A 25,304-nucleotide genomic window follows, 5' to 3' on the forward strand; every position below is an offset into this window, starting at 1 on the left:
TAGTTCAGGCAAATTGAAAGTTATAAGTTTTTTAAGAATATTTCTCTAAGAGTTATAAGATATTATTTAAATCGCTGCAAAACACTTTTACTTTGCATTTACAATGATTTATGGATATACTATATATGAAAACTTTTGAAATGTTAAATTTTACTTTGAAGGGAGAATTATTTATGGCTAAAAGAGTAATTTTGATTGTACTTGATAGTGTCGGGATTGGAGAATTACCTGATGCCAATAAGTATGGCGATGTAGGTAGTAATACTATTGGTAATATATCTAATTCGTTAGGTGGGCTTGATTTGCCTAACATGTGTAAAATAGGACTTGGAAATATAACTGGAAGTAGAGGAATTAAAGCTTCAGAGGCTCCTGCGGGAAGTTTTGGAAAATGCAATGAGCTTTCTAAAGGAAAAGATACGGTAACAGGACATTGGGAAATAGCAGGAGTTGTTCTTAAAGAACCTTTAAACACATATCCAAATGGTTTTCCAAAGGATATAATAGATGAATTTCAAAATAAAATAGGACGAAAAATACTTGGGAATAAGGTAGCTTCTGGAACAGAAATTATAAATGAATTAGGAGATGAACATGTAAAAACAGGATTTCCTATAATTTACACTTCTGCTGATAGTGTTTTCCAGATAGCAGCTCACGAAGATGTTATACCTATAAATGAATTATATGAAATGTGTAAAGTTGCAAGAAATATGCTTACAGGTGAAAGAACTGTTGGAAGAGTAATTGCAAGACCTTTTACAGGTGGTAATGGATCATATACAAGAACTTCAAATAGAAGAGATTTTGCACTAGATCCGTTTGATAAAACAATGCTTGATTATATAAAAGAAAAAAATTTAAATGTTATGGCAGTTGGTAAAATAGAAGATATATATAATAAAAGAGGCATTACAGAGGCTGTACATATTAAAAACAATATGGATGGTGTCGACAAGACAATTGAGTATATGAAAGCAAATAAACCGGGATTAATATTTACAAATTTAGTTGATTTTGATATGCTGTATGGTCACAGAAATGATGTTAAAGGGTATGCAAAGGCTTTAATAGATTTTGATAATAGGTTACCAGAAATATTGAATGAAATGCAGAAAGAGGATATATTAATTATTACGGCTGATCATGGATGTGATCCTACTACAAAAAGTACAGATCATTCAAGGGAATACATACCAGTACTTATATATGGTGACAGCGTAAAAGCAGGACAAAACATTGGAATAAGAAATTGCTTTTGCGATATTGGAAAGACAGTTTTAGATTGCTTGAAAATAGAAAATAGTTTATATGGAGAAAGTTTTAAGAGTATTATAAAGGAGGAAAATTATGAATATTGAATATATAAAAGAAGCATCACAATATGTAAAAAATCATATTAAAACAACTCCGAGGATAGGAATAATACTTGGATCAGGACTTGGCGATTTAGCAGATCAAGTTAAGGATAAAATAATTGTAAAGTATAGTGACGTGCCTTATTTGCCTGTATCAACAGTAAAAGGTCATGCAGGTCAGTTTGTTTTTGGAAAATTAGGTGAAAAAGACGTTGTAATGATGCAGGGAAGATTTCATTATTATGAAGGCAATAAAATGGCAGATTTAGCACTTCCTATTTACATAATGAAGATGATTGGAGTAGAAGAACTTATAGTAACTAATGCTGCTGGAGGGGTTAATGTTTCATTTAAACCTGGAGATTTAATGCTCATAAAAGATCATATAAATTTTGCTTGTAACAATCCTCTTATTGGAAAGAATGTAGATGAAATGGGAGAAAGATTTCCAGATATGTCAAGTGCATACAATAAGGAATTGTTTGAGCTTTCAAAAAATGTTTCAAAAAAAATAGGTATTGATGTTGTTGAGGGTACTTATTTTATGATGACAGGACCTAGTTATGAGACTCCAGCTGAGATTAAGATGATTAGGGTACTTGGAGGAGATGCAGTTGGAATGTCAACAGTTCCAGAAGTTATTGCAGCAAATCATTGCAAGATTAAAGTTATAGGAATTTCTTGTATTACTAATATGGCAGCAGGAATACTTGAACAGCCTTTAAATCATAAAGAAGTTATAGAAACTTCAAACAAAGTTAAAGATAAATTTATTAGATTCGTAAGTGAGATTGTTAAGGAAATATAAGTTTTGATATATGCTGGAAAAGCTGATGTTTACTAGCTATTTTAGAAAATAGTGTTTCAATTAGGGTGTTAAATATTTTTTCTCGTTTTGTGATAATTTCTTATAACATGGTAAAAATAAATTTGAAATTGAAATCTCTAGAAAGGATGATACATAAAATGAGAAAAAAAATATTTTTAACGTGTACTATAGTTCTTATTTTGGTTTTTCTTCAAAGTATTTGCTTGCCAGTATCGGTGAGAGCATTTGAACCACAAAAAAGTAATCAATCAGAAAAGAATACTGAGAATCAAAGCGGTATTAATGTTGATGCTAAATCCGCTATTTTACTTGAACCTAGTAGTGGAAATATTATTTATGAAAAAAATTCTCATGAAAGATTTGCCCCAGCATCAGTAACTAAAATTATGACTATGCTTTTAACTATGGAAGCAGTTGACAGTGGTAAAATTAAACTTTCAGATAGTGTTACAATAAGTGAAAATGCAAAAAAAATGGGCGGAAGTTCCATGCTTTTAGATACGGGTGAAGTTAGAACTGTTGAAGAACTTCTAAAAGGAATAGCTATTGCTTCAGGAAATGATGCAGCGGTTGCCATGGCAGAATATTTAGGTGGAAGCCAAGATAATTTTGTAAATATGATGAATAAAAGGGTCAATGAGCTAGGAATGAAAGATACTCAATTTAAAAATTGTACAGGATTAAGTGCAGATGGGCATTTGACAACTGCATATGATATTTCAATTATGTCAAGGGAACTTTTGAAGCATACAAAAATATTGAAATATACAGGAACTTATATGGAGACAATTAGTGAAGGAAGAAAGAGTCCAATAGGTCTTGTTAATCATAATAAACTTGTAAGATTTTTTAAGGGCTGTGATGGACTTAAAACTGGTTTTACAGATGAAGCTAAATATTGTATAAGTGCCACAGCTACAAGAGATGGCGTTAGAATGCTTGCAGTTATTATGGGTGCACCTACATTTAAAGTGAGAAACAGAGATGCGAGCATGCTTATGAATTATGGATTCTCTAAATTTACTCAAACTAAAGTTGTAAGTAAGGATGGAACTGTAGAAAAAGTATGCTTAAATAAAAAAGGTGATAAATTTTTTATTGCAAAAGCTAAAGATGATTTAAGCATTATAACACAAAAAGGTGCGGATTGTAAAATAACTAAAAAGTGCTATTTTACAATAGATAAGCAAGCAAAGGTTATAAAAAAAGATAGTGTTATAGGTTACTGTGAATACTACATGAATAACAAACCTGTTGGAAGAGTTAAAATATATTGTGACAGGGATATAAAAAAGGGTGGATTTTTAGAAAATTTAAAGAAGGATTTAAATAGGATATTTGATAATTCCATATAGTATATGTTAAAATAGCTGTGAAGTTAAACTTCACAGCTATTTTTGCATTCCACCTTTTGGGGAATGTCCAGGGGAGATATTAAATGATATTAAATATAAATATTGGTAACTTTCAAGGACCATTTGATTTGTTACTTCATCTTATTAAAAAAAATGAAATGGATATATATGATATTAAGATACATGAAATAACAAATCAGTATATGGAGTATATTAATGAAATGAAAGATATTGATTTAGAGAGCACTTCTGAATTTATTGTTATTGCAGCCACATTATTGGAAATAAAATCTAAAATGCTTTTACCAAAAGTTAAAAAAGAAGAAGAGGAACAAGAAGAGGAGGATCCAAGAAAAGAACTTGTGTCCAAGCTCTTGGAGTATAGAAAATTTAAAGCGGCTGCAGAATTTTTAAGGGAAAAAGAAAGTGAAAGTGGAATAGTTTTTTCTAAAAAACCAGAGATAATAGAAGAAAAAAATAGTGAAGTTGCTTTAGATTCTGATATTTTTAAGGGAACTACTATGCTTGAGCTTTATAATTTATTTTGTAAACTTATGAATGATTATGAAAATAAATTAAATAGAGATAATAACTATTTGAATAAAATATCTGTTGATGCATATAAAGTAGAAGATAAAATGGATGATTTATTAAAAAACTTATCTTTAAACAAAACGATTTATTTTTCTGGTGTAGCTAAAAAATGCTCAAATAAATTAGAGATTGTTGTTACTTTTATGGCTCTTTTAGAGTTAATTAAATTAAGAAATGTAAAGATATATCAGGAAAACAATTTTAATGATATATATATAGAAAGGGTTGAAGTAAGTGAAGAAAGTTAATATAAATCAACTTGAAATAGAGGAAGTTTCAAACTTAAGTCTTTATGAGTCTGTAATAGAATCCGTTTTATTTGTGAGCGGAGAACCTATGAAATTAAAGCAGATATCTTCTGTAATTGATTGTAATGAAAAGTATACAAAAGAAATTATTGAAGATATGATGGTAAGATATAATGATAGCTTTAGAGGAATAAAATTAATATGTATTAATGATTGTTATCAACTTGTAACAAAACCAGAGAATAGTGAATTTGTTAGTAAACTTTTGAAAACAAATTCAAGGCAGTCACTTTCCCAAGCAGCCCTTGAAACTTTAGCAATAGTTGCATATAAGCAGCCAATAACAAGAATAGACATTGATGAGATAAGAGGAGTAAAAAGTGACAGGGCAATATTAACGCTTCAGGAAAAGAAATTAATTAAAGAATGTGGAAGATTAGATGTCCCGGGAAGACCTATTTTATATGCCACAACGGATGAATTTTTAAAGAATTTTTCTATTGGTAATATAGATGAATTGCCTAATATAGAAAATTTTTTAAATACAGAAGAAGATATAAATAATGAATAATAAAATTAATTAAGCTGTCGCATAAATAATTGTGACAGCGTAATTTTAGGCAACTTAAAGAAAATAACAAGTCCAACTTTCGGCTATTTTCGCGTAATATTTCGTCACTATAACACGCTAAGACAACCAGTATTAACGAGTTACAGTTTCTTGTATTACACAAAACTATCTCTCAATTTGGACTTGTTATTTTTTTTAAGATGCCTTAATCAATGATTTCATCATCATCATCGTATTTATCTTTTTTTGATTTACAGCACTTATCTTTTTCTTTATCATCTTCGCAATTTTTATGTTTATGTGACATATTTTTAACCATATCCATAAGTTGAGGGACTAAATCAACAATTTTATCACAAGTAGTTTGTTCAGTTAAAGGCAATAATCTTATGCAATCCTTTTTAATAACTAGAAATGCAACTGGTTTAATGGAAATTCCTGAACCAGAACCTCCTCCAAAAGGATAGTTTTTTAATCCTTCAGTATTATGACTATTATTATTATCTTCAGCAGCAAATTCAGTGCCGCCTGATACAAAACCAAAAGAAACTTTTGATATAGGTATTATAAGAGTACCATCGTCTGCAGTAATTGAATCTCCAATTATGGTGTTAACATCGACCATTTCTCTAATATTTTCCATTGTACTTTTCATTAAATTTTCAATAGGGTGACTATCCATAATTCAATTCCTCCTAAAATTTAGCGTAAGTTAAATTACGCAATTAATTTAAAATTTATTTTGCAATATATGCATATGATTATAGGCTTAACATATACCTCGATATAGACTTATAGGGATATATGTTAAACTTCATATTACATCTTTTACCTAGAAAAATTAAATAAATTGTGATTAATTTTTTTAGGTCCAGTATGAAGTTTAATCATAGCTAACAGCATATGAATTAATATATATATAGCTTTTACTATACTTATCCAAATTATACTATTAATTTTAATTTCAAATATACTTTCTTTAAAATTAGGAGTTACATTGTAATCATATTTTTTTATTTTAAAAAACTTTTCCAATTCAATATATATAACTGGAATAAAATAATTTATAAAACCAAATAATTCAGCTGTTTTGGCAGCATCATCTAATCCTACATTTACATCGATATTAGTTTTCATACTTGCTTTAAAATGTAGATGCTTTATTTCTTGTATGTATTCTTTAAGATTAATTTCAAATTTTATTTTAAACTTAGCTTTTCTTTTTTTTTCTCTATCGATATTAATTTTATAATTATATATATTTACTGTAATCTTATTATTTATATAGGTAAAACCTAATTTTATTGGAAATGGTATAAAAATTATTGCAACTATTAATAAAATAATGTACATGCTTTAAACCTCCAAAGAAAATATATTAATAATTATAACCAAAATTGCCTAACTTTAATCATTTAAATTTATGAGTAAATACATAATTATAATCATAAAAAGAAAAAATAAAACAAGAGGACTACTAGAGTATACATAACTAGAATTATGTAAATTAAAAACTAAAGTAAACCATTAAAGGAAGTGTTTAAATTGAAAACTTGCAAATATAAATTCATTTTATCAATAATTTTATCAATAATTATTTTTTCAAATCAAATAGCAGTAAAAGCAGTATCAGTGGGAAAATTAAATGTAGATGCAAGATGTGCAATAGCAATGGATAGTGATACAAAGGCTGTACTTTATGAAAAAAATGCAAATAGTATAGTGCCTATGGCAAGTACTACCAAGATAATGACGGCTTTGGTTGCAATTAAATATGGAAATTTAGATAGAAAATTTACTGTATCTAAAAGAGCAGCAGCAATAAGGGGATCTGTAGTAGGATATAAGCTAGGAGAAGAAATTACATTGAAAGAATTGTTATATGGACTTATGTTCAGATCAGGAAATGATGCAGCAATAACTATAGCAGAAGGTATAGGAGGAAATGTTGATAATTTTATTAAACTTATGAATGAATATGCCTGTGAAATAGGTGCTGTTAATTCTCACTTTGAAACCCCACATGGTCTTGATCGTGAATTTCATTATTGTACAGCCTATGATTTAGCACTTATTACAGCTAAAGCAAAGGAAAATAAAATATTCAATGATATAGTTAGTACAAAAGATATTGCTGCGTCACAGTATGGCTTTACTAGAGGATACCATAATATAAATAAGATACTGTATCAAATTCCAGGAGCTAATGGTGTTAAAACAGGATATACAGGCAAGGCTGGAAAATGCCTTGTGACCTCTGTAGATATAGGAGGACATGATGTTATTTTTGTTGTACTAAATTGTACTCCAAGATGGAAAGAAACTAAGAAGATGTATGATTATATAATTAAAAATTATAGTTATAAGAAAATAGTTTCAAAAGGTGATAAGTTATATGAAAAAAAAATAAGTAATGGCAAAGATATGCTTAAATTATATGCTCCACATGACATTATTTTTCCATGTAAGAATAATGAGAATTATAAAGTAAAAATTAAAGTTTCTAATGACATAAATGCACCAATAAAGAAGGATGATAAGATAGGTAAAATTGAGATTTTTGAGAATGATGTTAAAGTATATGTTGATTACCTATTGTCCAATGAGGTTAAAGGGAATAAGGCCACGAAAAAATTTTTTAGTAATTAATTTTTGAGAACCATTAAACCAGAGTACAGAGTACAGATGACAGAGTACAGTTAAGGTTGATTTACCTTCCTTACGTCAGGTAAATCTTAAACTTAAATGTTGTCAGATTCGCCTAGCAACATTAATTCCGCGATTGCGTAAGCAATCAAAAAATTAAGTTTTAAGATTTTTAGTAGCGTTAGCGGAGAAAAATCATCCTTCACTGTACACTGTACTCTGAATAAAGGTTTGTAATATTTAATTACTGTAAAAGCTGAATTATCTGTTGTATTTTTTAGTGCAATATTGGCACTTTATTTTTTTACAACCTAATAAGCTACTAGGACAAGTCCCTAGATGGTAAGCTATATTATACAATACATTAATTGATGGCAGCTTATTACCATTTTCTATATCAGATAAATAACCATTGCTCTTATTTATTCTAAAAGCAAGCTCTTTTTGAGTTAAATTTTTTTGTTTTCTTAATTTTCGTATTTTAATTCCAATCTCAGGACTCATAGGTCTCCTTTCAAAAAAATGATAAATTTAATAACATTTATAATTAAATATACAAAAATGTAAAAATATAAATCGGTGTAAAATAACTTTTTGACATATACTTTAAATATGGTAAAAAAATTAGTATAAAATGAGGTATTGTTTCTCTAATAGAGAAATATTTGGTGATATACTAAAAATACATAAAAATTCTACAATATTGTTAATGTTAGGAGGATATATAACATGTTAAATGAAAAAAGTAATTTTATCAATGTTAGTTGTTGTAAAAAAATGCATAAAAATATTGGAAAACTTAGTAATAAAGAAATTATAAGTTTAATAAGTGAAATAGAAAAAGACATAAACAGGGGAATAATAATAGAAGATGACATATTTTGGGTGATAATTAATACTATTAATAATAGGCTTGAAGATGTAGAAACCTTTTATGAATATAAAAAGTTAAAAATTGGTATAGAAAAATTACAGTGGCTTAAAAAGAAAAATACTATATATGAGTATAATAAAAAAGAAGAAAATCTCTATAACAGAATTGTAGAGTCCTCTCCTAGTATTAAAAATATACTAATAAAACTGTTAGATTTGGAAAGTGAAAGAGAAGAAAAGGTAATGGAATATTTAAAGGAATCCAGTGTTAGATATAGATAAACCATATATTAGTCAATAAGTATGGCATAAATATGTAAAAAAGTTGGTAAGCTTCTTGTAATCTAAATAGTGTAGAATCTATGCTAAAGAGGTAAAGGAGCTGAGTGAAATGACAAATTTTAATTATAATAAAGTTTTACATGAAATTATTGCGTCAAAACAAAGTCATAAAATATTAAATGGCATGTTAGCAGCAGCAGAATCATTTAAAACAAATGATAATAAAAGATTAGACTGTGGAGTTGTTTTTTATGGAGAATATAAAATAATAATACCTTCAACTGATATGAACATTTCAAGAAATGACAAAAAAGTAATACGAAGTATGATAGGGGCAGAAATTGATTTTATTGTAAAAGAACTTGATGAAGATAACAAAATTGCTGTGGCATCTAGGAAGGAAGCAATGGAACTTAGAAAAAGTATAGAACTTATAAAGCATAAGATTGGAGAAAAAGTACAAGTTAGAGTTACAGGTATAGGAAAAAATAATTGTATAGTAGATTGTTACGGACTTGAAAGTAGTGTTCCAATAAATGAAATTGATTATGGATATATTGATGATATAAGTAAATGTGTTCAGATAGGTGATAAGGCTTTAGGTATAATTAAAGAAATGGACATAGAAAATAATATTATAAAAATTTCTTTAAAAGAAGCAAAAGAGGATCCATATGATTTTTTAATTAAATCTTTGAACAAGGGAGGAGAGTATCTAGGTATAGTAACTGGTATTCAAGATTATGGTATATTTTTAACATTAAGAAAAGGAATAAATTGCTTATGCCCTTTTCCTAATTGGACGAACTTTTCACCTGTCATAGGAGGAAAATTTGTTGTTAAAATAAAGAAGATAGATTACGAAAAAAGGAAAATAAATGCGAATTTAATGAGAACGGTGAATTGAAAATAAAATTTAACAATAGGCATTTTAAATAATTTTTTTATCTTTTATACCATAATTTTTTAATGTAAATTCAATGAAGGTAAGGGTTTGTTCATTAATATCTTCATAAGAATTTGCCCAGCCAAGTTTTAAAAGTCCAGCAGTAATAATTTCTTTTATATTTTGACTATTTTCAGGTTCCTTTTTATCGAGGTAACCAGAAGCTATAAGCATTTGTTCTTTGTTTATTTTTAAACCTTCAGCTAGTTTAATAACAGTGAATATATCAGGATTTTCAATACCATTTTCTCCGCCCTTTTCAATTCTAGAAATGGTTGTATTGCTTAAGGAGGTAATTGTAGATAATTTTCTTTGGGAGTAGCCTCGTAATTCTCTAATTCGCTTTATGTATTGTCCGAAGGTTTCTAGAGGATCCTTTAATAATTTATTATCCAAGTATAGTTCATCTCCCTTAAAATAATTATAATTTACTTATGTATAGATATTATATACCATATTTTATAAATACAAAAGCAGATAAGCTTTCATTATATAAATTTTGGAAAAAATATAAAAAATGTGTTGCATGATATAAACAATATATTATATAATGTTTATATTAAGTTACATATTAAGTAAGGAGTGGTAATCATGGGAAACAAAATTCAAGATAAAAAAATTGAAAAAGCTATAATTAAATATTATATAGAATTGCATAACATGCTAGCATATCAGAGCAAACTTAAATATTATAATGAAAATAAAAATAAAATAAGAATTGATGCTGAAGCTGAAATAGCAGAAATAGAGAGAAAAATAGCTGAAATAAAGTTTAAAAATAAGCATTTTGAAGAAATAATTGATGGGTTAGAAGATGAAGAAAAAACATATGTAAGTTTAAAATATGAATGTAAGTTAAGTGTTACGCAAATTCAAGATAGGATGTTTATAAAAGAAAGAAGCTATTATAGAATACGTAAAAAGCTATTAAATTATTTAAGTGAAGTACTTTGTGTTTAAAAGCGAGGTATAAAATGAATGATGATGAGTTATTGGACAATGTACGTAAAGCAAAACAAGGAAATAAAGAGGCAAAAAGTCTTGTTATAGAAGAATGCCTTAAGTATGTAAGTAAAATGGTAAGGAATTTTTGCATTAAAAATAAGAATTTATCTAAAGAAGATTTAATGCAAGATGGTATAATAGGGATAATAAAAGCTATAAATAGCTATAATAAAGAAATTAAAGTTAAGTTTTCTACATATGCTTACAATATTGTAAAGTATACTTTGATTTCTCAGATAAAAAATAAATATACCTTTGTTAAGATTCCGGAACATATTGTTTCTCATGTTGTTAATTTTAAAATAATAAAAGATAATCCCAATATTAGTAATTTTGAAATTAATAATTATGACGTAAAAGAAATGTTAAGATTAAGCAACTTAAATAATATTTTATCATTAAATAGCAATGTTTTTACTGAAGAAAATTTAGAATTTTTTGATAATATTAATTATGAAGATTTAAATTATAAAAAAGTTGAAGATAGATTATATTTAGAAATTATTAGCAGAGAATTAAATAATGGTTTATCAGATTTAGAAAAATATATAATTAATAAATCTATAATTGAAAATAATACAATTAGAAGTATATCAAAGGAAATCAATATTTCACCTAAGAAATTGTCAGAAGTAAAATACCTAGCATTAAAAAAACTAAGAAAAAATTATACCAGTATGTCAAAAGAGAAAAATTTGACTTAACATATAGTTGGTAGTATAATTTTAAAAAAAATATTATGCATTAAAATGGATAGACTTTAAGTTTGTTCCATTTTTATTATAAATAATTTAGGGGGGCTTTTTAAATGTCAGAATCATATGTTTTTTACCAAGGAAAGATAGTAAAAGAGGGTGAAGTTAGCATCAGTATTAGATCTAAAGTATTCAATTATGGATTGGGTTGCTTTGAGGGAATTCGAGCTTATTTTGATGGGGAAAATAATCAGCTTTATGGGTTTAAATTAAAGGAACATTATACTAGGCTTCTTCAATCTTGCAAATCTTTAAATATTAATTTGGATTATACAGTAGAAGAACTTTGTAAATGGACTATCGAACTTTTAAAGAAAAACAACTTCAAGCAAACAACGTACATAAGACCAGTTGCTTTTAAGGGTGGGGAAGGCATAGGACCTACACTTTTAGATGACGATAATAGAATACTAATCTATTGTCAACCTTTAGATAAATATGCTGGAAAACCAGAATTAAGTGTTTGTGTATCATCTTGGAGAAGACTTGAAGATAATATGCTTCCACCTAGAACAAAGGCTACAGCAGCATATTTAAATTCAGCGCTAGCATCACTTGAAGCAGCGGAAGCGGGGTATGATGAAGCTATATTTTTAACTAGTACAAATCATGTGTGCGAGGGTCCAGGAGAAAATTTATTTATTGTTAAAAAGGGACAATTGGTGACACCTCCACCATCTGATAATATACTTGAAGGTATAACAAGGGATTTAGTTATGAAGCTAGCAAAAGAAGAACTTGGCATTGAGGTTGTTGAAAGAAGTATTTCAAGGACAGAACTTTATGCTTCAGATGAGATGTTCTTTAGTGGAACAGCAATGGAAGTTACTCCTGTAGTTAAGGTAGATAATAGAGTAATAGGAGAGGGCAAGCAGGGAGATGTGTGCGCAAAGATAAAGGAATTGTTCTTTGAATTGACTATTGCTAAGAATCCTAAATATGCAGATAGTTGTACACCAGTTTATTAGAATATATAAAAAAGAGGCTGCCATACAAGGTTATGTATTAAATAACTTTGTATGGCAGCCTCTTTTTTATACCATCTGACCTTCAAAGAAATGTATATGTTTACATAAAAATCTTTATACAATCTTTATACAACCCTCCAAATCTTAACTCCGATTTTATATTTATGATGATAATATGTAGAAAAGAAAGGCAAGGGGGGGAAAATAAAATGCTAGATATAATATTTATAATTTCTATTGTGTTAGGCTTTGTATTGTTAAAATTTTTTATAGATTGGTGTGAAAAAGTAATTTCAAGTTAAGTTAATTGATTTTATTTTAAATGATAATTTTGGAGGGATTATAATGATACTTTTAGTTATAGTAATCATTTTGTTGTTTATTTATTTATTTTATGCATTATTCAATCCAGAAAAATTTTAGCTAGTGGAGGTTTATATTATGGAAATATTACAAATGGCAATAATACTATTTATATTTGTTTTGGTTTGTATTCCAACAGGAAAATATATTTATAAAGTAGCAGAGCATGAAAAAACTTTTTTAGATCCTGTTTTGGATAAAGTTGATAACTGTATTTATAAAATTGCTGGAATATCAAAAGAGGAAATGACATGGAAACAGTATATTGCAGCTTTACTTGCATCAAATGGTGTGGCAGCAATTTTTGCTTATATTATTTTAAGAATTCAATCAATTGGCTTATTAAATCCAAATCACATAGGTAGAATGGAACAAGGTTTAACCTTTAATACAGTAATAAGTTTTTTAACTAACACAGATCTTCAGGGGTATAGTGGAGAATCTGGGGTTTCATATTTCAGTCAAATGATAGTAATAACTTTCTTTATGTTTCTTGCAGCGGCAACAGGACTTGCTATAGCACTTGCGTTTATGAGAGGACTTGCAGGAAGAAAAAAAACAATGGGCAACTTTTATGTTGATTATGTACGAATAATAACAAGAATATTATTGCCTGTATCTATTGTATTTGCAGTGTTTTTTATTTCACAGGGAGTTCCTCAAACTTTAGCGGCAAATAAAACAGTAACTACTATAGAAGGTAAGCTTCAGGATATTCCACTTGGACCAGTTGCAAGCCTTGAATCTATAAAAATGTTTGGAACTAATGGAGGAGGTTTTTTTGGAGCTAATTCAGCACATCCATTTGAAAATCCAACTCCACTTACAAATGCAGTTCAAATAATCGCTATGCTAGTATTTGCAGGTTCAACCGTAGTTTGTTATGGACATATGATTAAAAAGAAAAAGCAAGCTATTTCAATATTTGTCGCAATGAGTATACTATTTTTGATATTCTTGCCAATATGTTATAGTGCGGAAAAGGCAGGAAATCCAGCTTTAGCACGTGTAGGTTTAAGTCAAGCTATGGGTAATATGGAAGGCAAGGAAGATAGATTTGGTATTGCAGGGTCAGTTTTATATACAAATGCAACGACTTCAACTTCTACTGGTGCAGTAAATAATATGCATGATTCCTTAACACCTCTTGGTGGAGCTACAGCACTTATGAATATGATGCTTAATGTCATATTTGGTGGAAAAGGTGTTGGATTTATGAATATGATTATGTATGCTATTCTTACAGTCTTTTTGTGTGGGCTTATGGTTGGTAGAACACCAGAATTTTTATCAAAAAAGATAGAAGGTAAAGAAATTAAATTAGTTGCATTTGCAATAATTATTCATCCACTTTTAATATTGATGTTTACTTCTTTAGCACTAGTGACAAAACAGGGACTGGCAGGAATATCAAATCCTGGTTTTCACGGTTTAACGCAGATATTGTATCAGTATACAAGTGCAGCTGCAAACAACGGATCTAATTTTGCAGGCTTAGGTAGTAATACGATGTTTTGGAATACTACAACTGGTGTAGTAATGTTCCTTGGAAGATATTTATCAATGATAATACTTGTTGCAGTGGCAAGCTCTTTAGCAGCTAAGAGAGCTATTCCAGAAAGTACAGGAACTTTTAAGACAGATAATGCAATATTTACTATAACTTTAATTGCTATTGTGCTCATAATTGGTGCATTAACATTTCTTCCAGGGGTAGCACTAGGGCCTATTGCTGAACATCTTACACTATAAGGGGGATGAGATATTATGAAAGATAAAAAATCAAAATTTGTTACAAAAGATATATTAAATTCAGCAATTTTAGAATCATTTAAAAAGTTAAATCCTAAATATATGATGAAAAATCCAGTTATGTTTGTAGTTGAAATAGGATTCATTGTATCTATAATCTTAACTATTTTTCCTAAAATATTTGGAGATGTAGGAAGTAATTTAAGAATATATAATTTTATTGTTGCAGTAATACTTTTTATAACAGTTCTGTTTGCTAATTTTGCAGAAGCTGTGGCAGAAGGACGTGGTAAGGCACAGGCTGAAACCTTAAAAAAGACGCGTAAAGATACTATAGCAAAATTGCTAGATTCAAATGGAAAAGTAAAAATTATAAATGCAAATGAACTTAAAAAAGGTGATATAGTTCTAGTTGAAAATGGAGACATAATTCCTAATGATGGAGAAGTAATTGATGGAATAGCTTCTGTAGATGAATCTGCCATAACAGGTGAATCAGCACCAGTTATGAAAGAATCAGGCGGAGATTTTGCTTCAGTTACAGGTGGTACAAAGGTTGTAAGTGATTGGCTTAAGGTAGAAATAACAGCAACACCTGGAGAATCCTTCCTTGATAAAATGATTAACCTTGTAGAAGGCGCATCAAGGCAAAAAACTCCTAATGAAATTGCACTTAACACAATACTTGTAAGTCTTACACTAATATTTTTGATTGTTTTAGTTGCCTTATATCCTATGGCTCAATATACAGGAGTAAAAATTCAAACTTCAACTTTAATTGCACTTTTAGTATGCCTTATACCAACAACTATAGGAGGATTATTATCGGCAATTGGTATAGCTGGTATGGACAGAGTTACTAGATTTAACGTAATAGCTATGTCAGGAAAAGCTGTTGAGGCTTGCGGTGATGTTGATACTATGATACTTGATAAAACAGGAACAATAACTTTTGGTAATAGACTTGCAGCAGAATTTATAACTGTAGGAAATGCAGATAAAAATAAGCTTATTGATTATTCTGTAATGTGTTCCTTAAAGGATGATACTCCAGAAGGAAAATCAATAGTTGAGCTTGGAAATAAACTAGGAAGTTCAATTGATAAGAAGAAATATGAGGATATAGATTTTATAGAATTTACGGCACAAACTAGAATGAGCGGAATAGATCTTGAGGATGGTACTGAAGTAAGAAAAGGAGCTTATGATTCAATAAAAAATAGGGTTACTGGACTTAAAGGTGAGATACCAATAGATTTAGACGAAGCAGTTAATAAAGTAGCAAAACTTGGAGGAACTCCTTTAGTTGTATGTGTAGATAACAAAATTTATGGTGTTATATATCTTAAAGATACTGTAAAACCTGGACTTGTAGAAAGATTTGAAAGGCTTCGTGAAATTGGAATAAAAACTATAATGTGTACTGGTGATAATCCATTAACAGCAGCAACTATTGCTAAGGAAGCTGGAGTAGATGGCTTTATAGCTGAATGTAAACCAGAGGATAAGATAGAGGCCATAAAGAAGGAACAAGCTGAAGGCAAACTTGTTGCAATGACTGGAGATGGAACTAACGATGCACCAGCACTAGCACAAGCAGATGTTGGTCTTGCCATGAATAGCGGAACTACGGCAGCTAAAGAAGCAGCTAATATGGTTGACTTGGATTCAGATCCTACAAAGGTACTTGAAGTTGTTGAAATAGGTAAACAACTTCTAATAACAAGAGGTGCACTTACAACTTTTAGCATAGCTAATGATGTAGCAAAGTATTTTGCAGTAATACCAGCAATATTTGTTTCCACTATACCACAGATGCAGGTTATGAATATAATGAAACTTTCTACACCACATAGTGCTATACTATCTGCTTTAATATTTAATGCAATAATAATACCACTTTTAATACCTATAGCAATGAAAGGTGTAAAATACAGACCAATGAAATCTGAAACTATGCTTTTAAGAAATATGTTAATATACGGACTTGGAGGAGTTATTGTACCATTCATAGGAATTAAGTTATTGGATATGATTATTACTACTCCATTAGTTAGAATTTTTAATTTGGGTTAGGGAAAGGAGTTTTTTATATGAAAACTATGACAAAAGCAATTCGATTGAGTATAGTTTTAATTGTAATTTGTGGTTTAATATATCCATTATTTATAACAGGAATAGGTCAAGTGTTTTTTAACAATAAAGCAAACGGAAGTATTATAAAATATAAGGGAAAAGAAGTTGGTTCAGCACTTCTTGGTCAAGATTTTACTGATAAGAGATTCTTTAGGGGGAGAGTTTCAGCAGTAAATTACAACACTTATACTAAAGAAGATCTAAAGCCTGGAAAGGATGGAAAAGTAGCGTATACTGGAGTAGCATCTGGTTCTCAAAATTTAGCTCCTTCAAATAAGGATTTAGCTAAAAGAGTAAAAAATGATATAGCAGATTTTTTAAAAACTCATCCAGGAGTTAAAAAGGAAGACATTCCAACTGATTTGCTTACAAGTTCTGCTTCAGGTCTTGATCCAGACATTAGTCCTAAGGCAGCTGAAATACAAATACCAGCTGTTTCTAAAGCAACAGGAATAAGTGAAAGTAAATTGGGGGAAATAGTTAAAGAATACACAAGTAATAAGACTTTTGGATTTCTTGGAGAACCAAGAGTAAATGTACTAAAAGTAAACTTGGAAGTAGCAACTATATTAAATAAATAGAAATTAGGGTTTAAACTATTTAATAAAATTGGGTGGTTTATTATGAAAAAGAAAGTAATTTTTTCAATAATTATTGTTGTCATTATTGCAGCATGGATATTGCACGGGTTAAATGAGGATAATGGATATAATGGTAATCCATATTTGGGTAGGTACAATTGTGTACAAGATAATACGGATTTAGTCTTATATAAAAACAATAAGTGTACCATGATAATTAAATCTTATAAAGAGGCATTTTATACCAGCGGAAAATATGTTATAAGGGATAATAGGATAGAAGTAAACTTTGATAAGAAAAAAATTAATTATTATGGTGCATCAAAATTAAAGGGAAAATTTGAAGGGGACAGAATAAAATTATATAATATTGATGATAAAGAAAATTTGACCTTTATGAAAGAATAGAATTTACTTTATATTGAATATTAATAATAATTATAAAAATGGGAGTAAAAATAATGTATTCTAGTGAAAGACCGGATCCATATTATCTCTTAAATCAAATAGAGAAGGAAGAAAACAAAGCTATGAGGGGAAAGTTAAAAATATTTTTCGGTTATGCGGCAGGTGTTGGAAAGACTTATGCAATGCTCAGGGAAGCACATGACATGAAGCAACTAGGAAAGGATGTAGTGATAGGATATATTGAGCCTCATGCTAGGGTTGAAACTATGACTTTAGCAAGAGGCTTAGAAAAAATAAAAACTAAGGTAATAAATTATAAATCAGTTACTTTAAATGAATTTGATATTGATAAAGCCTTAATAAGAAAGCCTGAAATAATATTAGTTGATGAACTTGCTCATACAAACGCAAAAGAGCAGAGAAATAGAAAAAGGTGGCAGGACATAGAAGAACTTTTAGATGCAGGTATAGATGTTTATACCACTGTAAATGTTCAGCATATAGAAAGTTTAAATGATGTGGTTGCTAGTATAACACATGTGGCCGTAAGGGAAACTATTCCAGATAAAGTATTTGATGAAGCCGACAAGGTTGAGATAATTGATATTGAGCCTGATGAACTCTTAAAGAGGTTCAGCGATGGTAAGATATATAAAAAAGAACAGGCTAAAAGAGCTTTTAATAATTTTTTCACAAAGAACAATTTATATGCGCTTCGAGAAATTGCACTTAGAAGAACGGCAGATAGGGTTAATTATGAGGTGGAAAGTGCTAGGCTATCCAAAAGAGAAATAACTGTAATGCCAACTTCAGACCAACTAATGGCCTGCATTGGTCCATCACCATCTTCACAAAGAATTATAAGAACAGCTGCAAGAATGTCAGAGGTATATCATTCAAAATGGATTGCACTATATGTTGAAACAACAAAATCTCTTAAGTTAAGTAAAGAAGATAAAGATAGATTGAATTCAAATTTTAATTTGGCAGAACAATTAGGTGGAGAAGTTGTAACTATATATGGAGATAATTTAGTTGAACAAATAATTCAGTATGCAGAATTTAGAAATATAACAAAAATAATAATAGGAAAAAATCATAAGAAAACAAGCAAATTGTTGCATTTTTATGCCAAGGATATAGTTGATAAATTAATGGAAGGCAATTCATATATAGATGTTTATGCTATACCAAATTCCAAGTATGAGAAAAAGGAAGAAAAAGTAGTATTAGGAATTAAGCCTAAAACGAATATATCTATAAAAGATTTAATAAAAGCCATTATCACTATGGGAATGGCAACAAGTGTAGCAGCATTTTTGGATTATATGCGATTTAGTGAAGCAAATATTATTATGGTATTTATCCTAGGTGTTATAATTGTTTACATGACTACCTCAGGATATTTTATTGGCATTATATCATCACTTGCTGGAGTTATGCTCTTTAACTACCTTTTTACAGAACCTAGATATTCTTTTCAAGTTTACGATAAAAGCTATTTAGCAACGTTTCCTATTATGCTAGTTGTAACATTTATTGTTGGAAAACTTACTAATAAAATTCAAATGGAAGCTAAAAATACAAGGGCTAGGGAGAAAAGAACTCAAACTTTGTATAGAGTTAGTGGTAAGCTTTTGAGGGCTTCGGGCGATTGCGAAGTTGTCTCTGTAGGTATAAAATATATATCTAGGCTTGTAAATAGGACAGTAGTTGGTTATTTAGTTAGAGACGATAAATTATCTACACCATTTATCTATACAAAAAATCCGGGTGAAAAAGATGAGTCACTTTTAAATAAGGATGAAAATGCAACTGCTTATTGGAGCTACATAAATGGTAAAGAATCAGGAGCTGGTACAGATACTTTTTATAGAGCAAAGGGCTACTATATTCCAATTAAAATTCAAAATAAAGTACTTGGAGTCATTGGTGTTTCTTGCAGAGAAGGCTTTCTTACTCCAGAACAAAAATATACAGTTGAAAATGTAACAAGCCAAATATCTATTGCGCTAGATAGAGAAATTCTTTCAAGTGAGCAGGAAAATTCTAAGGTCGAAATTGAAAGGGAAAGGCTTAGAAGTAATCTTTTAAGGTCAATTTCTCATGATTTAAGGAGTCCACTTGCAGGAATAAAAGGTGCAGTTAGTACGATTTTAGAAAATGGCGAGTTTATATCAGAATATACTAAGGGAGAACTTTTGAATGGAATTTATGATGATACTGAGTGGCTTATAAGATTAGTTGAAAATTTACTTAGCATGACTAAGTTTGATGAAGGAAAAGTGGAAATTAAAAAGAATATAGAATTAGTTGAAGAAGTAGTAGGAGAAGCGGTTCAGAGAAGTTCTAAATATTTTAAGAATCATAAAATTAAAGTTAGTATTCCAGAAGAAGTTATAATGGTTCCAATGGATGGCAGTTTAATTGAGCAGGTTATAATTAATTTATTTGATAATGCTGTTAAATTTTCTCCAAATGACTCAGTTATAGAAATTAAAGTTTATGAGAAAAAAGATGATGTAATATTTGATGTGATTGATAATGGAACGGGTATAGATGAGTCAATACTTCCACATATATTCGATAGATTTTTTACAAATGGAAGCAAAGTTTCAGATTCAAGAAGGGGCGTAGGACTTGGACTTGCCATTTGTAAATCAATAGTTGAGGCTCATGGTGGTAAGATAAAAGCTATAAACAAAAAAGGCAAGGGAGCTATATTTAGTTTTAATATACCTAAAGAAAGTGGGGAAAATGTTGATGGGGAATAATGCATATATTCTTGTAGTTGAAGATGATAAACCTATAAGAAATTTTATAACTGCAGCCGTAGAAGCACAAGGTTATGAGCATATTGAAACAGATAAAGGAAATGAAGCAATAGCTTTATCAATGTCCAATAATCCTGACTTAATTATATTAGATTTGGGGCTGCCAGATATTGATGGAATTAAGGTTATACAGAAGGTAAGAGAATGGTCAAGTATTCCAATAATAATTGTTTCTGCAAGAGAAAATGAAAGGCAAAAGGTTGAAGCGCTAGATGCAGGGGCAGATGATTATCTTACAAAACCCTTTGGCATAAGTGAGCTTTTGGCAAGAATTCGCGTATCGCTTAGGCATCGTATGGTAACAAGTGGCGAAAAGGAAAAAGTGTTAGAAAAATTTAATGTAAAAGGCCTGAGCATTGATTTTACTAAAAGAAAAGTAAAAATAGATGAAAAGGAAGTTCACTTAACTCCCATAGAATATAAAATAATGGCACTGCTTTGCAAGTATTCAGGAAAGGTTTTAACACACAATTTTATTACACGTGAAATATGGGGAGCATCAGTTGGAAATGAAACTCAATCTTTAAGGGTTTTTATGGCTAACCTTAGAAGAAAAATAGAAAAGGATCCAGCGCAGCCTGAATATATATACACAGAGGTTGGAGTTGGCTATAGATTAATCGAAGAATAAAATTGGGAAGTAAGAGCATTCTGGAACATTAAATAGCATCAATAAATCTAAGAGGAATATTCGAAACATCCTAAGAACTTTCAATAACTCACTATAGTTCAAACAAATTAAAAGTTCTAAGGATTTTTCGAATATTCCTCTAAGATTTATAAGATGCTATTTAAATCGTTCCAAAACGCTCTTACTTCCCAATTACAGTGGCTTAAGGATGGTTTTCTGCTGAAGCAGAAAATCTTGAAAATAATAAGTTATAAGATTTTTCGTAGTGTTAAAGGAGAAAAATCATCAATTATTGTGCATCGTGAACTGTGAATTGAAAAACATTGCACAGAAATAAAAATGTAGTGAAACCATTAAAATAACATGGGGCAGGTGTATTTTTTATGTACCTGCCCCATGTTATTTGATTTTGCACTACACTTATTTAAAATATAGCCTTTTCAAAATGTTTTTATTGTAAACTACTATAAATTTTTTCTAGATTATATTGCATTGATTGTAGGTAATCTTTTCCGTCTTCCTTACTTTCGACAGTGTAAATTTTTTCAACCTTTGCACCAACTTCTCTAGCCAAGGTATTAGAAACCTTAGGGCTTACCATATCTTCAACAAATATTGTTTTTACATTATTTTTTTTGCAATAAGTAATCAAATCCGCCAATTTTTTTGTACTTGGTTCACCTTCTGCAAAAACATCCTCAACACTTTCTTGATTTAAACCGTAGTCTCTGCAAAGATAACCAAAAGCAGCGTGTCCAGTGACAAAACTTTTATTTTTTATATTTTTAAATTTATTATTATATTCGTCATATAAATTATCAATTTGTGTTTTGAAATCTGAATAGTTTTTTTCATAATAATTTTTGTTTTTAGGATCAGCTTTAACTAATGCATTTTTAATATTTTTGCTTTCAATTTCAGCAGCTTTTAAGCTTAGCCATGCATGAGGATCATAAATTCCGTGTTCATTTGAACTTGTATTTTTAATAGGCTTTATTCCATTAGAAGCTTCAACTTTGATTAAATTTTTATTATCTATAGATTTCAAGGTTTTATCTACCCAAGATTCCATATCTAAACCGTTGTATATAAACACTTTAGCATCTTGAAGTGCTAATATATCTCTAGTTTTTGGCTCAAAATCATGTGGTTCTGTTCCATTAGGTGTCATATTAATTATTTCGATTTTATTTTTTCCTATTGCATATGTTAGTTCTTTCATTGCATTAAAAGAAACGACAACTTTTAGTTTATTTGAATTGTTCGAATTTGTAGCAGTGCTACATGCAGTGAAAGAAAATATAGCTACGACAAGTATAAGTGAGAAAAAGAATTTTTTTAACATTAAATCACTCCTAAAATTTATGCTGCAAATTATTTGCATTTACAATAATATATTAACAAGCAAAAAATGTCAACCATAATACTTAAAAAACAGAGTACAAAGTACAGAGTACAGAGTACAACGAAGGATGATTTACCTTTCCTTGCGTCAGGTAAATCTTAAACTTAAATGTTGTCAGCTTCGCTGAACAGCATTAATTCTATGATTTTCTGTAGCTTTGCTACAGAAAATTATCCTTCACTGTACTTTGTACTCTGTACTCCGTACTCTTTTTTTTTGTTCGTAGTATTCTAAAGCTTAAATCTTTGAATCATTTCATTAAGGGATAATGCCATTTCTGCCTGAGTTTGGGCGGTATTAGCAATTTGATCTATGCCTTCAGAAACTTCATTTATGCTATCATCAATTATACTTGCATTTTCGGAAGAATTTTGGGCAAGTACAGCTGTATTTTGAACAGCTTGGCTTATTTGATCTATTGTATCATTTAGTTCTTGGGACATTGTGGCAATAGTACTGGACATTCCACTTATAAAATTTGCATCATTATAATAGCTAGTTCCCATTGTATTTAATTCATTAAATTGTGTAGAAATATCATTTTGGATAAATTCTAATACATCACTGCTAGTATTTGATAGATTTTTAAATGCATTTTCAACTTTTTCGGTAATAGATTTAATATTAGTAACAGTATTTGAGGACTGTTCAGCAAGTTTTTTAACTTCGTCTGCAACTACAGCAAAGCCCTTACCGTGCTCACCAGCTCTAGCAGCTTCTATTGATGCATTTAGTGCAAGTAAATTAGTCTGCTCAGCTATATCAGCTATTGTATTTGTAAGTATAGTTATATCCTTAACTACTTTTCCATCTTCAATAGATAATAAAATATTTTGTTTCTTTTCATCACATACTTTATTTAGTTTTTTAATTGAAGAATTAACTTCATTTTGAACTTTAGAAGCACGTACTTTTGCACTATCTGAAGTATTTTTACCATCAGTTGATTTATTCGATAATTCGTTTATATGAGAATTTATTTCTTCAATTGATGCTGTAATTTCTTCTGAAGAAGAACTTGTGCTCATGACGTCTTCAGATATTATCTTTGATTGATTATTTATTTCTTGAAATTTTGATGACATTTCTTCAACAGTTGCAGATAGTTCTTCACTTGAAGCACTCAAATTTTGTGAAGAATCCATTATTTGTTTCACTAAAGCTATTAGCTCTTTTTTCATGTTTACAAAAGACTTAATTAGTGTTCCAATTTCATCATTATAGTTTAGAAGAAAGTCATAACTGCTATCATTTGTTAAATCAAATTTAGCTGTTTTATTAACAAAAGAGGTAGTAGCCACAATTGGCTTTGCAATTACTTTTCCAATCAGTAATGCAATGAAAGAGAAAATTGCAATTAAAATTATAGCAAGTACTATGATGAAAAATTTTAAATTAGATAGTTCACTAAAAATATCATCAAAGGTAACATTTAATAATAGGATGTTTCCATTTTTTAATTTACTAAAGGCAAGTAAAGTTTGTTTACCATTTAAAGTGCCTTCCACAGTTCCTTCAGGTTGATTTTTCATGATGCTTAATTTATCTTTTAAAGCACCATTATCAATTTGTTCAAGGTTATTTTTTTGTGTGTACTTTTTGTCGACTAAAAAATTTAAGTTATTATTTAATAAGGATGCATAGCCATTGTTAAAAACCTTGATTTCATTAATCATTTTCATATAATCATTAAAAAATAAATCTATAGCTAATACAGCAACTAATTTGTCATTTTTAAAAATTGGTTTTGTATATGAAATCCTCATATCTTTTTTATTAGCATTAGAGTTGCCAGCAGCATCTAGATGAGGATCACTCCATATGGCTTTTTTTAATTTTACTGGATTGTAATACCATCCCATTGAAGGCTTACTTTCATCAAAATCAGTTATTTTAAATTTATCTCTTTCTTTTAAATCATTACTTCCAATGGCACCTTCATAGCAAATTTGATATAAACTTTTTGTTATTTCAGGGTTTAATATTAATGTAATTCCTAAGGTTTTATTATTACTTAAACCTATTTTTTTTATGTAAGCATTTATTGAATCAATATATTGTTTGCTGTAATTTGAATCCGTTGATGCTTTGTTTTCATCGTAAGATGAAGTTATAAAACTAGATATATTATTAGCCGAGTTTTCTGTATCTGTGAGTAAGCTATTTATTTCATTTCCTTTATTTTTCGATATTTCAATAAGTTTAGACTTAGATTCATTTTCTAATAAATTTGAAGTTTTTTGTATACAAACAAATGAAGTAATAGAAATACACAGTACACAAGAAGCTATAATTGGAGCGATTATTTTATAGCTTATGTGTGATTGTAATTTTTTTAGTAAGTTCAATAGTTACAACTCCTTTATAATTAAAAATATAGATATAGTTATAATTAATTATCGTAAAAATTGTACAATTCTACAGTCATAATTGTAATTTACATAAATTGTATGATATCCGTTAAAGGAAATAACCTATATATTTATGTTATTATAGGTTGATTTTAAGGTTGATATTTCAACTAGGAATTGTATATAATAGTATAGATAAACAATTTTAAAAGTTAAAATTGTAAATTCCAAGTTTATCCTGAAAGCAATATTTTTTAATTCACAGTTCACGATGCACAATTCACAATGAAGGAGGATTTTCCTCCGCTTTGCTGCAGAAAATCTTAAAACTTATTTTTTTATTGCTTACACAATAGCACCATTTATGGTGCTATGCGGAGCTTATAATTTAAGATTTGCCTGACGAAAGTTTA

24 protein-coding genes are annotated in these 25,304 nt (G+C 29.2%); 18 read left to right on the top strand and 6 right to left on the bottom strand.

Annotated features, from left to right (window positions below; all coding sequences use genetic code 11):
- Positions 1-173 precede the first annotated feature (173 nt).
- The 5 genes from CUEA01_RS06280 to scpB all read left to right on the top strand — a co-directional run bounded on the left by CUEA01_RS06280 (position 174) and on the right by scpB (position 4,955).
- Positions 174-1,361 (top strand): phosphopentomutase, encoded by a 1,188-nt coding sequence (locus CUEA01_RS06280; protein WP_234120158.1) that lies wholly within the window; start codon positions 174-176, stop codon positions 1,359-1,361.
- The gene (locus CUEA01_RS06285) at positions 1,351-2,166 is read left to right on the top strand and encodes a purine-nucleoside phosphorylase (RefSeq protein ID WP_234120160.1); all 816 of its coding nucleotides are present in this window, start codon (positions 1,351-1,353) and stop codon (positions 2,164-2,166) included. Before CUEA01_RS06280 ends, CUEA01_RS06285 begins: the two co-directional genes overlap by 11 nt.
- Before the next feature lie 146 nt (positions 2,167-2,312).
- Positions 2,313-3,542 (top strand): D-alanyl-D-alanine carboxypeptidase family protein, encoded by a 1,230-nt coding sequence (locus tag CUEA01_RS06290; RefSeq protein WP_407929232.1) that lies wholly within the window; start codon positions 2,313-2,315, stop codon positions 3,540-3,542.
- An 83-nt stretch (positions 3,543-3,625) separates the two neighbouring features.
- Positions 3,626-4,384: a segregation/condensation protein A gene (locus tag CUEA01_RS06295; protein ID WP_234120172.1), complete on the top strand. Its 759-nt coding sequence runs from the start codon at positions 3,626-3,628 to the stop codon at positions 4,382-4,384.
- Positions 4,371-4,955 (top strand): SMC-Scp complex subunit ScpB, encoded by a 585-nt coding sequence (gene scpB / locus CUEA01_RS06300; protein WP_234120174.1) that lies wholly within the window; start codon positions 4,371-4,373, stop codon positions 4,953-4,955. Before CUEA01_RS06295 ends, scpB begins: the two co-directional genes overlap by 14 nt.
- 205 nt (positions 4,956-5,160) lie before the next feature.
- On the opposite strand, the gene ytfJ is transcribed toward scpB, so the two are convergent.
- Together ytfJ and CUEA01_RS06310 are read right to left on the bottom strand one after the other, a co-directional pair.
- A complete protein-coding gene (gene ytfJ, locus CUEA01_RS06305) occupies positions 5,161-5,637 on the bottom strand; it encodes a GerW family sporulation protein (RefSeq protein ID WP_234120190.1) in 477 nt (158 codons plus the stop codon).
- 146 nt (positions 5,638-5,783) lie between these two features.
- A complete protein-coding gene (locus CUEA01_RS06310) occupies positions 5,784-6,308 on the bottom strand; it encodes a DUF2953 domain-containing protein (RefSeq protein ID WP_234120192.1) in 525 nt (174 codons plus the stop codon).
- A 192-nt stretch (positions 6,309-6,500) separates the two neighbouring features.
- On the opposite strand from CUEA01_RS06310, the gene CUEA01_RS06315 reads away from it, so the two are divergent.
- Positions 6,501-7,604, top strand: a complete 1,104-nt coding sequence (locus CUEA01_RS06315) for a D-alanyl-D-alanine carboxypeptidase family protein (RefSeq protein ID WP_235699816.1) — start codon at positions 6,501-6,503, stop codon at positions 7,602-7,604.
- Between the two features lie 258 nt (positions 7,605-7,862).
- Here the strand turns inward: CUEA01_RS06315 and CUEA01_RS06320 are convergent, their stop codons facing one another.
- Entirely contained in the window at positions 7,863-8,105 is a 243-nt protein-coding gene (locus CUEA01_RS06320) for a helix-turn-helix domain-containing protein (protein ID WP_234120194.1), read from the bottom strand.
- A gap of 225 nt (positions 8,106-8,330) precedes the next feature.
- Between CUEA01_RS06320 and CUEA01_RS06325 the strand changes: the two genes are divergently transcribed.
- Both CUEA01_RS06325 and CUEA01_RS06330 read left to right on the top strand, forming a co-directional pair.
- Positions 8,331-8,756 carry a hypothetical protein gene (locus tag CUEA01_RS06325; protein WP_234120196.1) on the top strand — a complete coding sequence of 142 codons (426 nt, stop codon included), beginning with the start codon at positions 8,331-8,333 and terminating at the stop codon, positions 8,754-8,756.
- 109 nt (positions 8,757-8,865) lie between these two features.
- Positions 8,866-9,663, top strand: coding sequence for a 30S ribosomal protein S1 (locus tag CUEA01_RS06330; RefSeq protein WP_234120199.1), 798 nt, complete (start codon positions 8,866-8,868; stop codon positions 9,661-9,663).
- Positions 9,664-9,687: 24 nt separating this feature from the next.
- Here CUEA01_RS06330 and CUEA01_RS06335 read toward each other — a convergent pair whose 3' ends face one another.
- Positions 9,688-10,098: a helix-turn-helix domain-containing protein gene (locus CUEA01_RS06335; RefSeq protein WP_234120200.1), complete on the bottom strand. Its 411-nt coding sequence runs from the start codon at positions 10,096-10,098 to the stop codon at positions 9,688-9,690.
- 195 nt (positions 10,099-10,293) lie between these two features.
- Between CUEA01_RS06335 and CUEA01_RS06340 the strand changes: the two genes are divergently transcribed.
- The 10 genes from CUEA01_RS06340 (at position 10,294) to CUEA01_RS06380 (ending at position 21,135) form a co-directional block, all read left to right on the top strand.
- A complete protein-coding gene (locus CUEA01_RS06340; RefSeq protein ID WP_234120202.1) occupies positions 10,294-10,662 on the top strand; it encodes a DUF1492 domain-containing protein in 369 nt (122 codons plus the stop codon).
- Between the two features lie 14 nt (positions 10,663-10,676).
- Complete coding sequence (locus tag CUEA01_RS06345; protein WP_234120204.1) at positions 10,677-11,411, top strand: sigma-70 family RNA polymerase sigma factor; 735 nt, start codon at positions 10,677-10,679, stop codon at positions 11,409-11,411.
- Between the two features lie 104 nt (positions 11,412-11,515).
- Positions 11,516-12,430: a branched-chain amino acid transaminase gene (locus CUEA01_RS06350; protein WP_234120205.1), complete on the top strand. Its 915-nt coding sequence runs from the start codon at positions 11,516-11,518 to the stop codon at positions 12,428-12,430.
- A 345-nt stretch (positions 12,431-12,775) separates the two neighbouring features.
- Positions 12,776-12,853, top strand: a complete 78-nt coding sequence (gene kdpF, locus CUEA01_RS25270) for a K(+)-transporting ATPase subunit F (RefSeq protein ID WP_407929246.1) — start codon at positions 12,776-12,778, stop codon at positions 12,851-12,853.
- An 18-nt stretch (positions 12,854-12,871) separates the two neighbouring features.
- Positions 12,872-14,545, top strand: coding sequence for a potassium-transporting ATPase subunit KdpA (gene kdpA, locus CUEA01_RS06355; RefSeq protein WP_234120213.1), 1,674 nt, complete (start codon positions 12,872-12,874; stop codon positions 14,543-14,545).
- Positions 14,546-14,560: 15 nt separating this feature from the next.
- Complete coding sequence (kdpB, locus tag CUEA01_RS06360; RefSeq protein ID WP_234120215.1) at positions 14,561-16,621, top strand: potassium-transporting ATPase subunit KdpB; 2,061 nt, start codon at positions 14,561-14,563, stop codon at positions 16,619-16,621.
- Positions 16,622-16,638: 17 nt separating this feature from the next.
- Positions 16,639-17,262, top strand: a complete 624-nt coding sequence (locus tag CUEA01_RS06365) for a K(+)-transporting ATPase subunit C (protein ID WP_234120217.1) — start codon at positions 16,639-16,641, stop codon at positions 17,260-17,262.
- Positions 17,263-17,304: 42 nt separating this feature from the next.
- Positions 17,305-17,670, top strand: a complete 366-nt coding sequence (locus CUEA01_RS06370; protein WP_234120219.1) for a hypothetical protein — start codon at positions 17,305-17,307, stop codon at positions 17,668-17,670.
- A 53-nt stretch (positions 17,671-17,723) separates the two neighbouring features.
- Positions 17,724-20,444, top strand: a complete 2,721-nt coding sequence (locus CUEA01_RS06375) for a sensor histidine kinase (RefSeq protein ID WP_234120221.1) — start codon at positions 17,724-17,726, stop codon at positions 20,442-20,444.
- Positions 20,434-21,135 (top strand): response regulator, encoded by a 702-nt coding sequence (locus CUEA01_RS06380; RefSeq protein ID WP_234120223.1) that lies wholly within the window; start codon positions 20,434-20,436, stop codon positions 21,133-21,135. The genes CUEA01_RS06375 and CUEA01_RS06380 overlap by 11 nt, the downstream gene beginning before the upstream one ends.
- Before the next feature lie 451 nt (positions 21,136-21,586).
- Here the strand turns inward: CUEA01_RS06380 and CUEA01_RS06385 are convergent, their stop codons facing one another.
- Positions 21,587-22,480, bottom strand: a complete 894-nt coding sequence (locus tag CUEA01_RS06385; protein WP_234120225.1) for a metal ABC transporter substrate-binding protein — start codon at positions 22,478-22,480, stop codon at positions 21,587-21,589.
- A 290-nt stretch (positions 22,481-22,770) separates the two neighbouring features.
- Positions 22,771-24,888: a methyl-accepting chemotaxis protein gene (locus CUEA01_RS06390; protein WP_234120227.1), complete on the bottom strand. Its 2,118-nt coding sequence runs from the start codon at positions 24,886-24,888 to the stop codon at positions 22,771-22,773.
- Positions 24,889-25,304: the final 416 nt, after the last annotated feature.

Origin of the sequence: Clostridium hydrogenum, assembly GCF_021432385.1 — a bacterium.
Classification (GTDB): Bacteria; Bacillota; Clostridia; order Clostridiales; family Clostridiaceae; genus Clostridium_S; species Clostridium_S hydrogenum.

Excerpts from the sequence above, each read along its gene's own strand:
- kdpB (WP_234120215.1), top strand. The coding sequence starts at position 14,561 with ATGAAAGATAAAAAATCAAAATTTGTTACAAAAGATATATTAAATTCA.
- CUEA01_RS06330 (WP_234120199.1), top strand. The coding sequence starts at position 8,866 with ATGACAAATTTTAATTATAATAAAGTTTTACATGAAATTATTGCGTCA.
- CUEA01_RS06280 (WP_234120158.1), top strand. The coding sequence starts at position 174 with ATGGCTAAAAGAGTAATTTTGATTGTACTTGATAGTGTCGGGATTGGA.
- CUEA01_RS06365 (WP_234120217.1), top strand. The coding sequence starts at position 16,639 with ATGAAAACTATGACAAAAGCAATTCGATTGAGTATAGTTTTAATTGTA.
- kdpA (WP_234120213.1), top strand. The coding sequence starts at position 12,872 with ATGGAAATATTACAAATGGCAATAATACTATTTATATTTGTTTTGGTT.
- CUEA01_RS06340 (WP_234120202.1), top strand. The coding sequence starts at position 10,294 with ATGGGAAACAAAATTCAAGATAAAAAAATTGAAAAAGCTATAATTAAA.
- kdpF (WP_407929246.1), top strand. The coding sequence starts at position 12,776 with ATGATACTTTTAGTTATAGTAATCATTTTGTTGTTTATTTATTTATTT.
- CUEA01_RS06350 (WP_234120205.1), top strand. The coding sequence starts at position 11,516 with ATGTCAGAATCATATGTTTTTTACCAAGGAAAGATAGTAAAAGAGGGT.
- CUEA01_RS06310 (WP_234120192.1), bottom strand. The coding sequence starts at position 6,308 with ATGTACATTATTTTATTAATAGTTGCAATAATTTTTATACCATTTCCA.
- CUEA01_RS06375 (WP_234120221.1), top strand. The coding sequence starts at position 17,724 with ATGTATTCTAGTGAAAGACCGGATCCATATTATCTCTTAAATCAAATA.
- CUEA01_RS06345 (WP_234120204.1), top strand. The coding sequence starts at position 10,677 with ATGAATGATGATGAGTTATTGGACAATGTACGTAAAGCAAAACAAGGA.
- CUEA01_RS06285 (WP_234120160.1), top strand. The coding sequence starts at position 1,351 with ATGAATATTGAATATATAAAAGAAGCATCACAATATGTAAAAAATCAT.
- CUEA01_RS06290 (WP_407929232.1), top strand. The coding sequence starts at position 2,313 with ATGATACATAAAATGAGAAAAAAAATATTTTTAACGTGTACTATAGTT.
- CUEA01_RS06325 (WP_234120196.1), top strand. The coding sequence starts at position 8,331 with ATGTTAAATGAAAAAAGTAATTTTATCAATGTTAGTTGTTGTAAAAAA.
- ytfJ (WP_234120190.1), bottom strand. The coding sequence starts at position 5,637 with ATGGATAGTCACCCTATTGAAAATTTAATGAAAAGTACAATGGAAAAT.
- CUEA01_RS06295 (WP_234120172.1), top strand. The coding sequence starts at position 3,626 with ATGATATTAAATATAAATATTGGTAACTTTCAAGGACCATTTGATTTG.
- CUEA01_RS06380 (WP_234120223.1), top strand. The coding sequence starts at position 20,434 with ATGGGGAATAATGCATATATTCTTGTAGTTGAAGATGATAAACCTATA.
- CUEA01_RS06370 (WP_234120219.1), top strand. The coding sequence starts at position 17,305 with ATGAAAAAGAAAGTAATTTTTTCAATAATTATTGTTGTCATTATTGCA.
- CUEA01_RS06320 (WP_234120194.1), bottom strand. The coding sequence starts at position 8,105 with ATGAGTCCTGAGATTGGAATTAAAATACGAAAATTAAGAAAACAAAAA.
- CUEA01_RS06385 (WP_234120225.1), bottom strand. The coding sequence starts at position 22,480 with ATGTTAAAAAAATTCTTTTTCTCACTTATACTTGTCGTAGCTATATTT.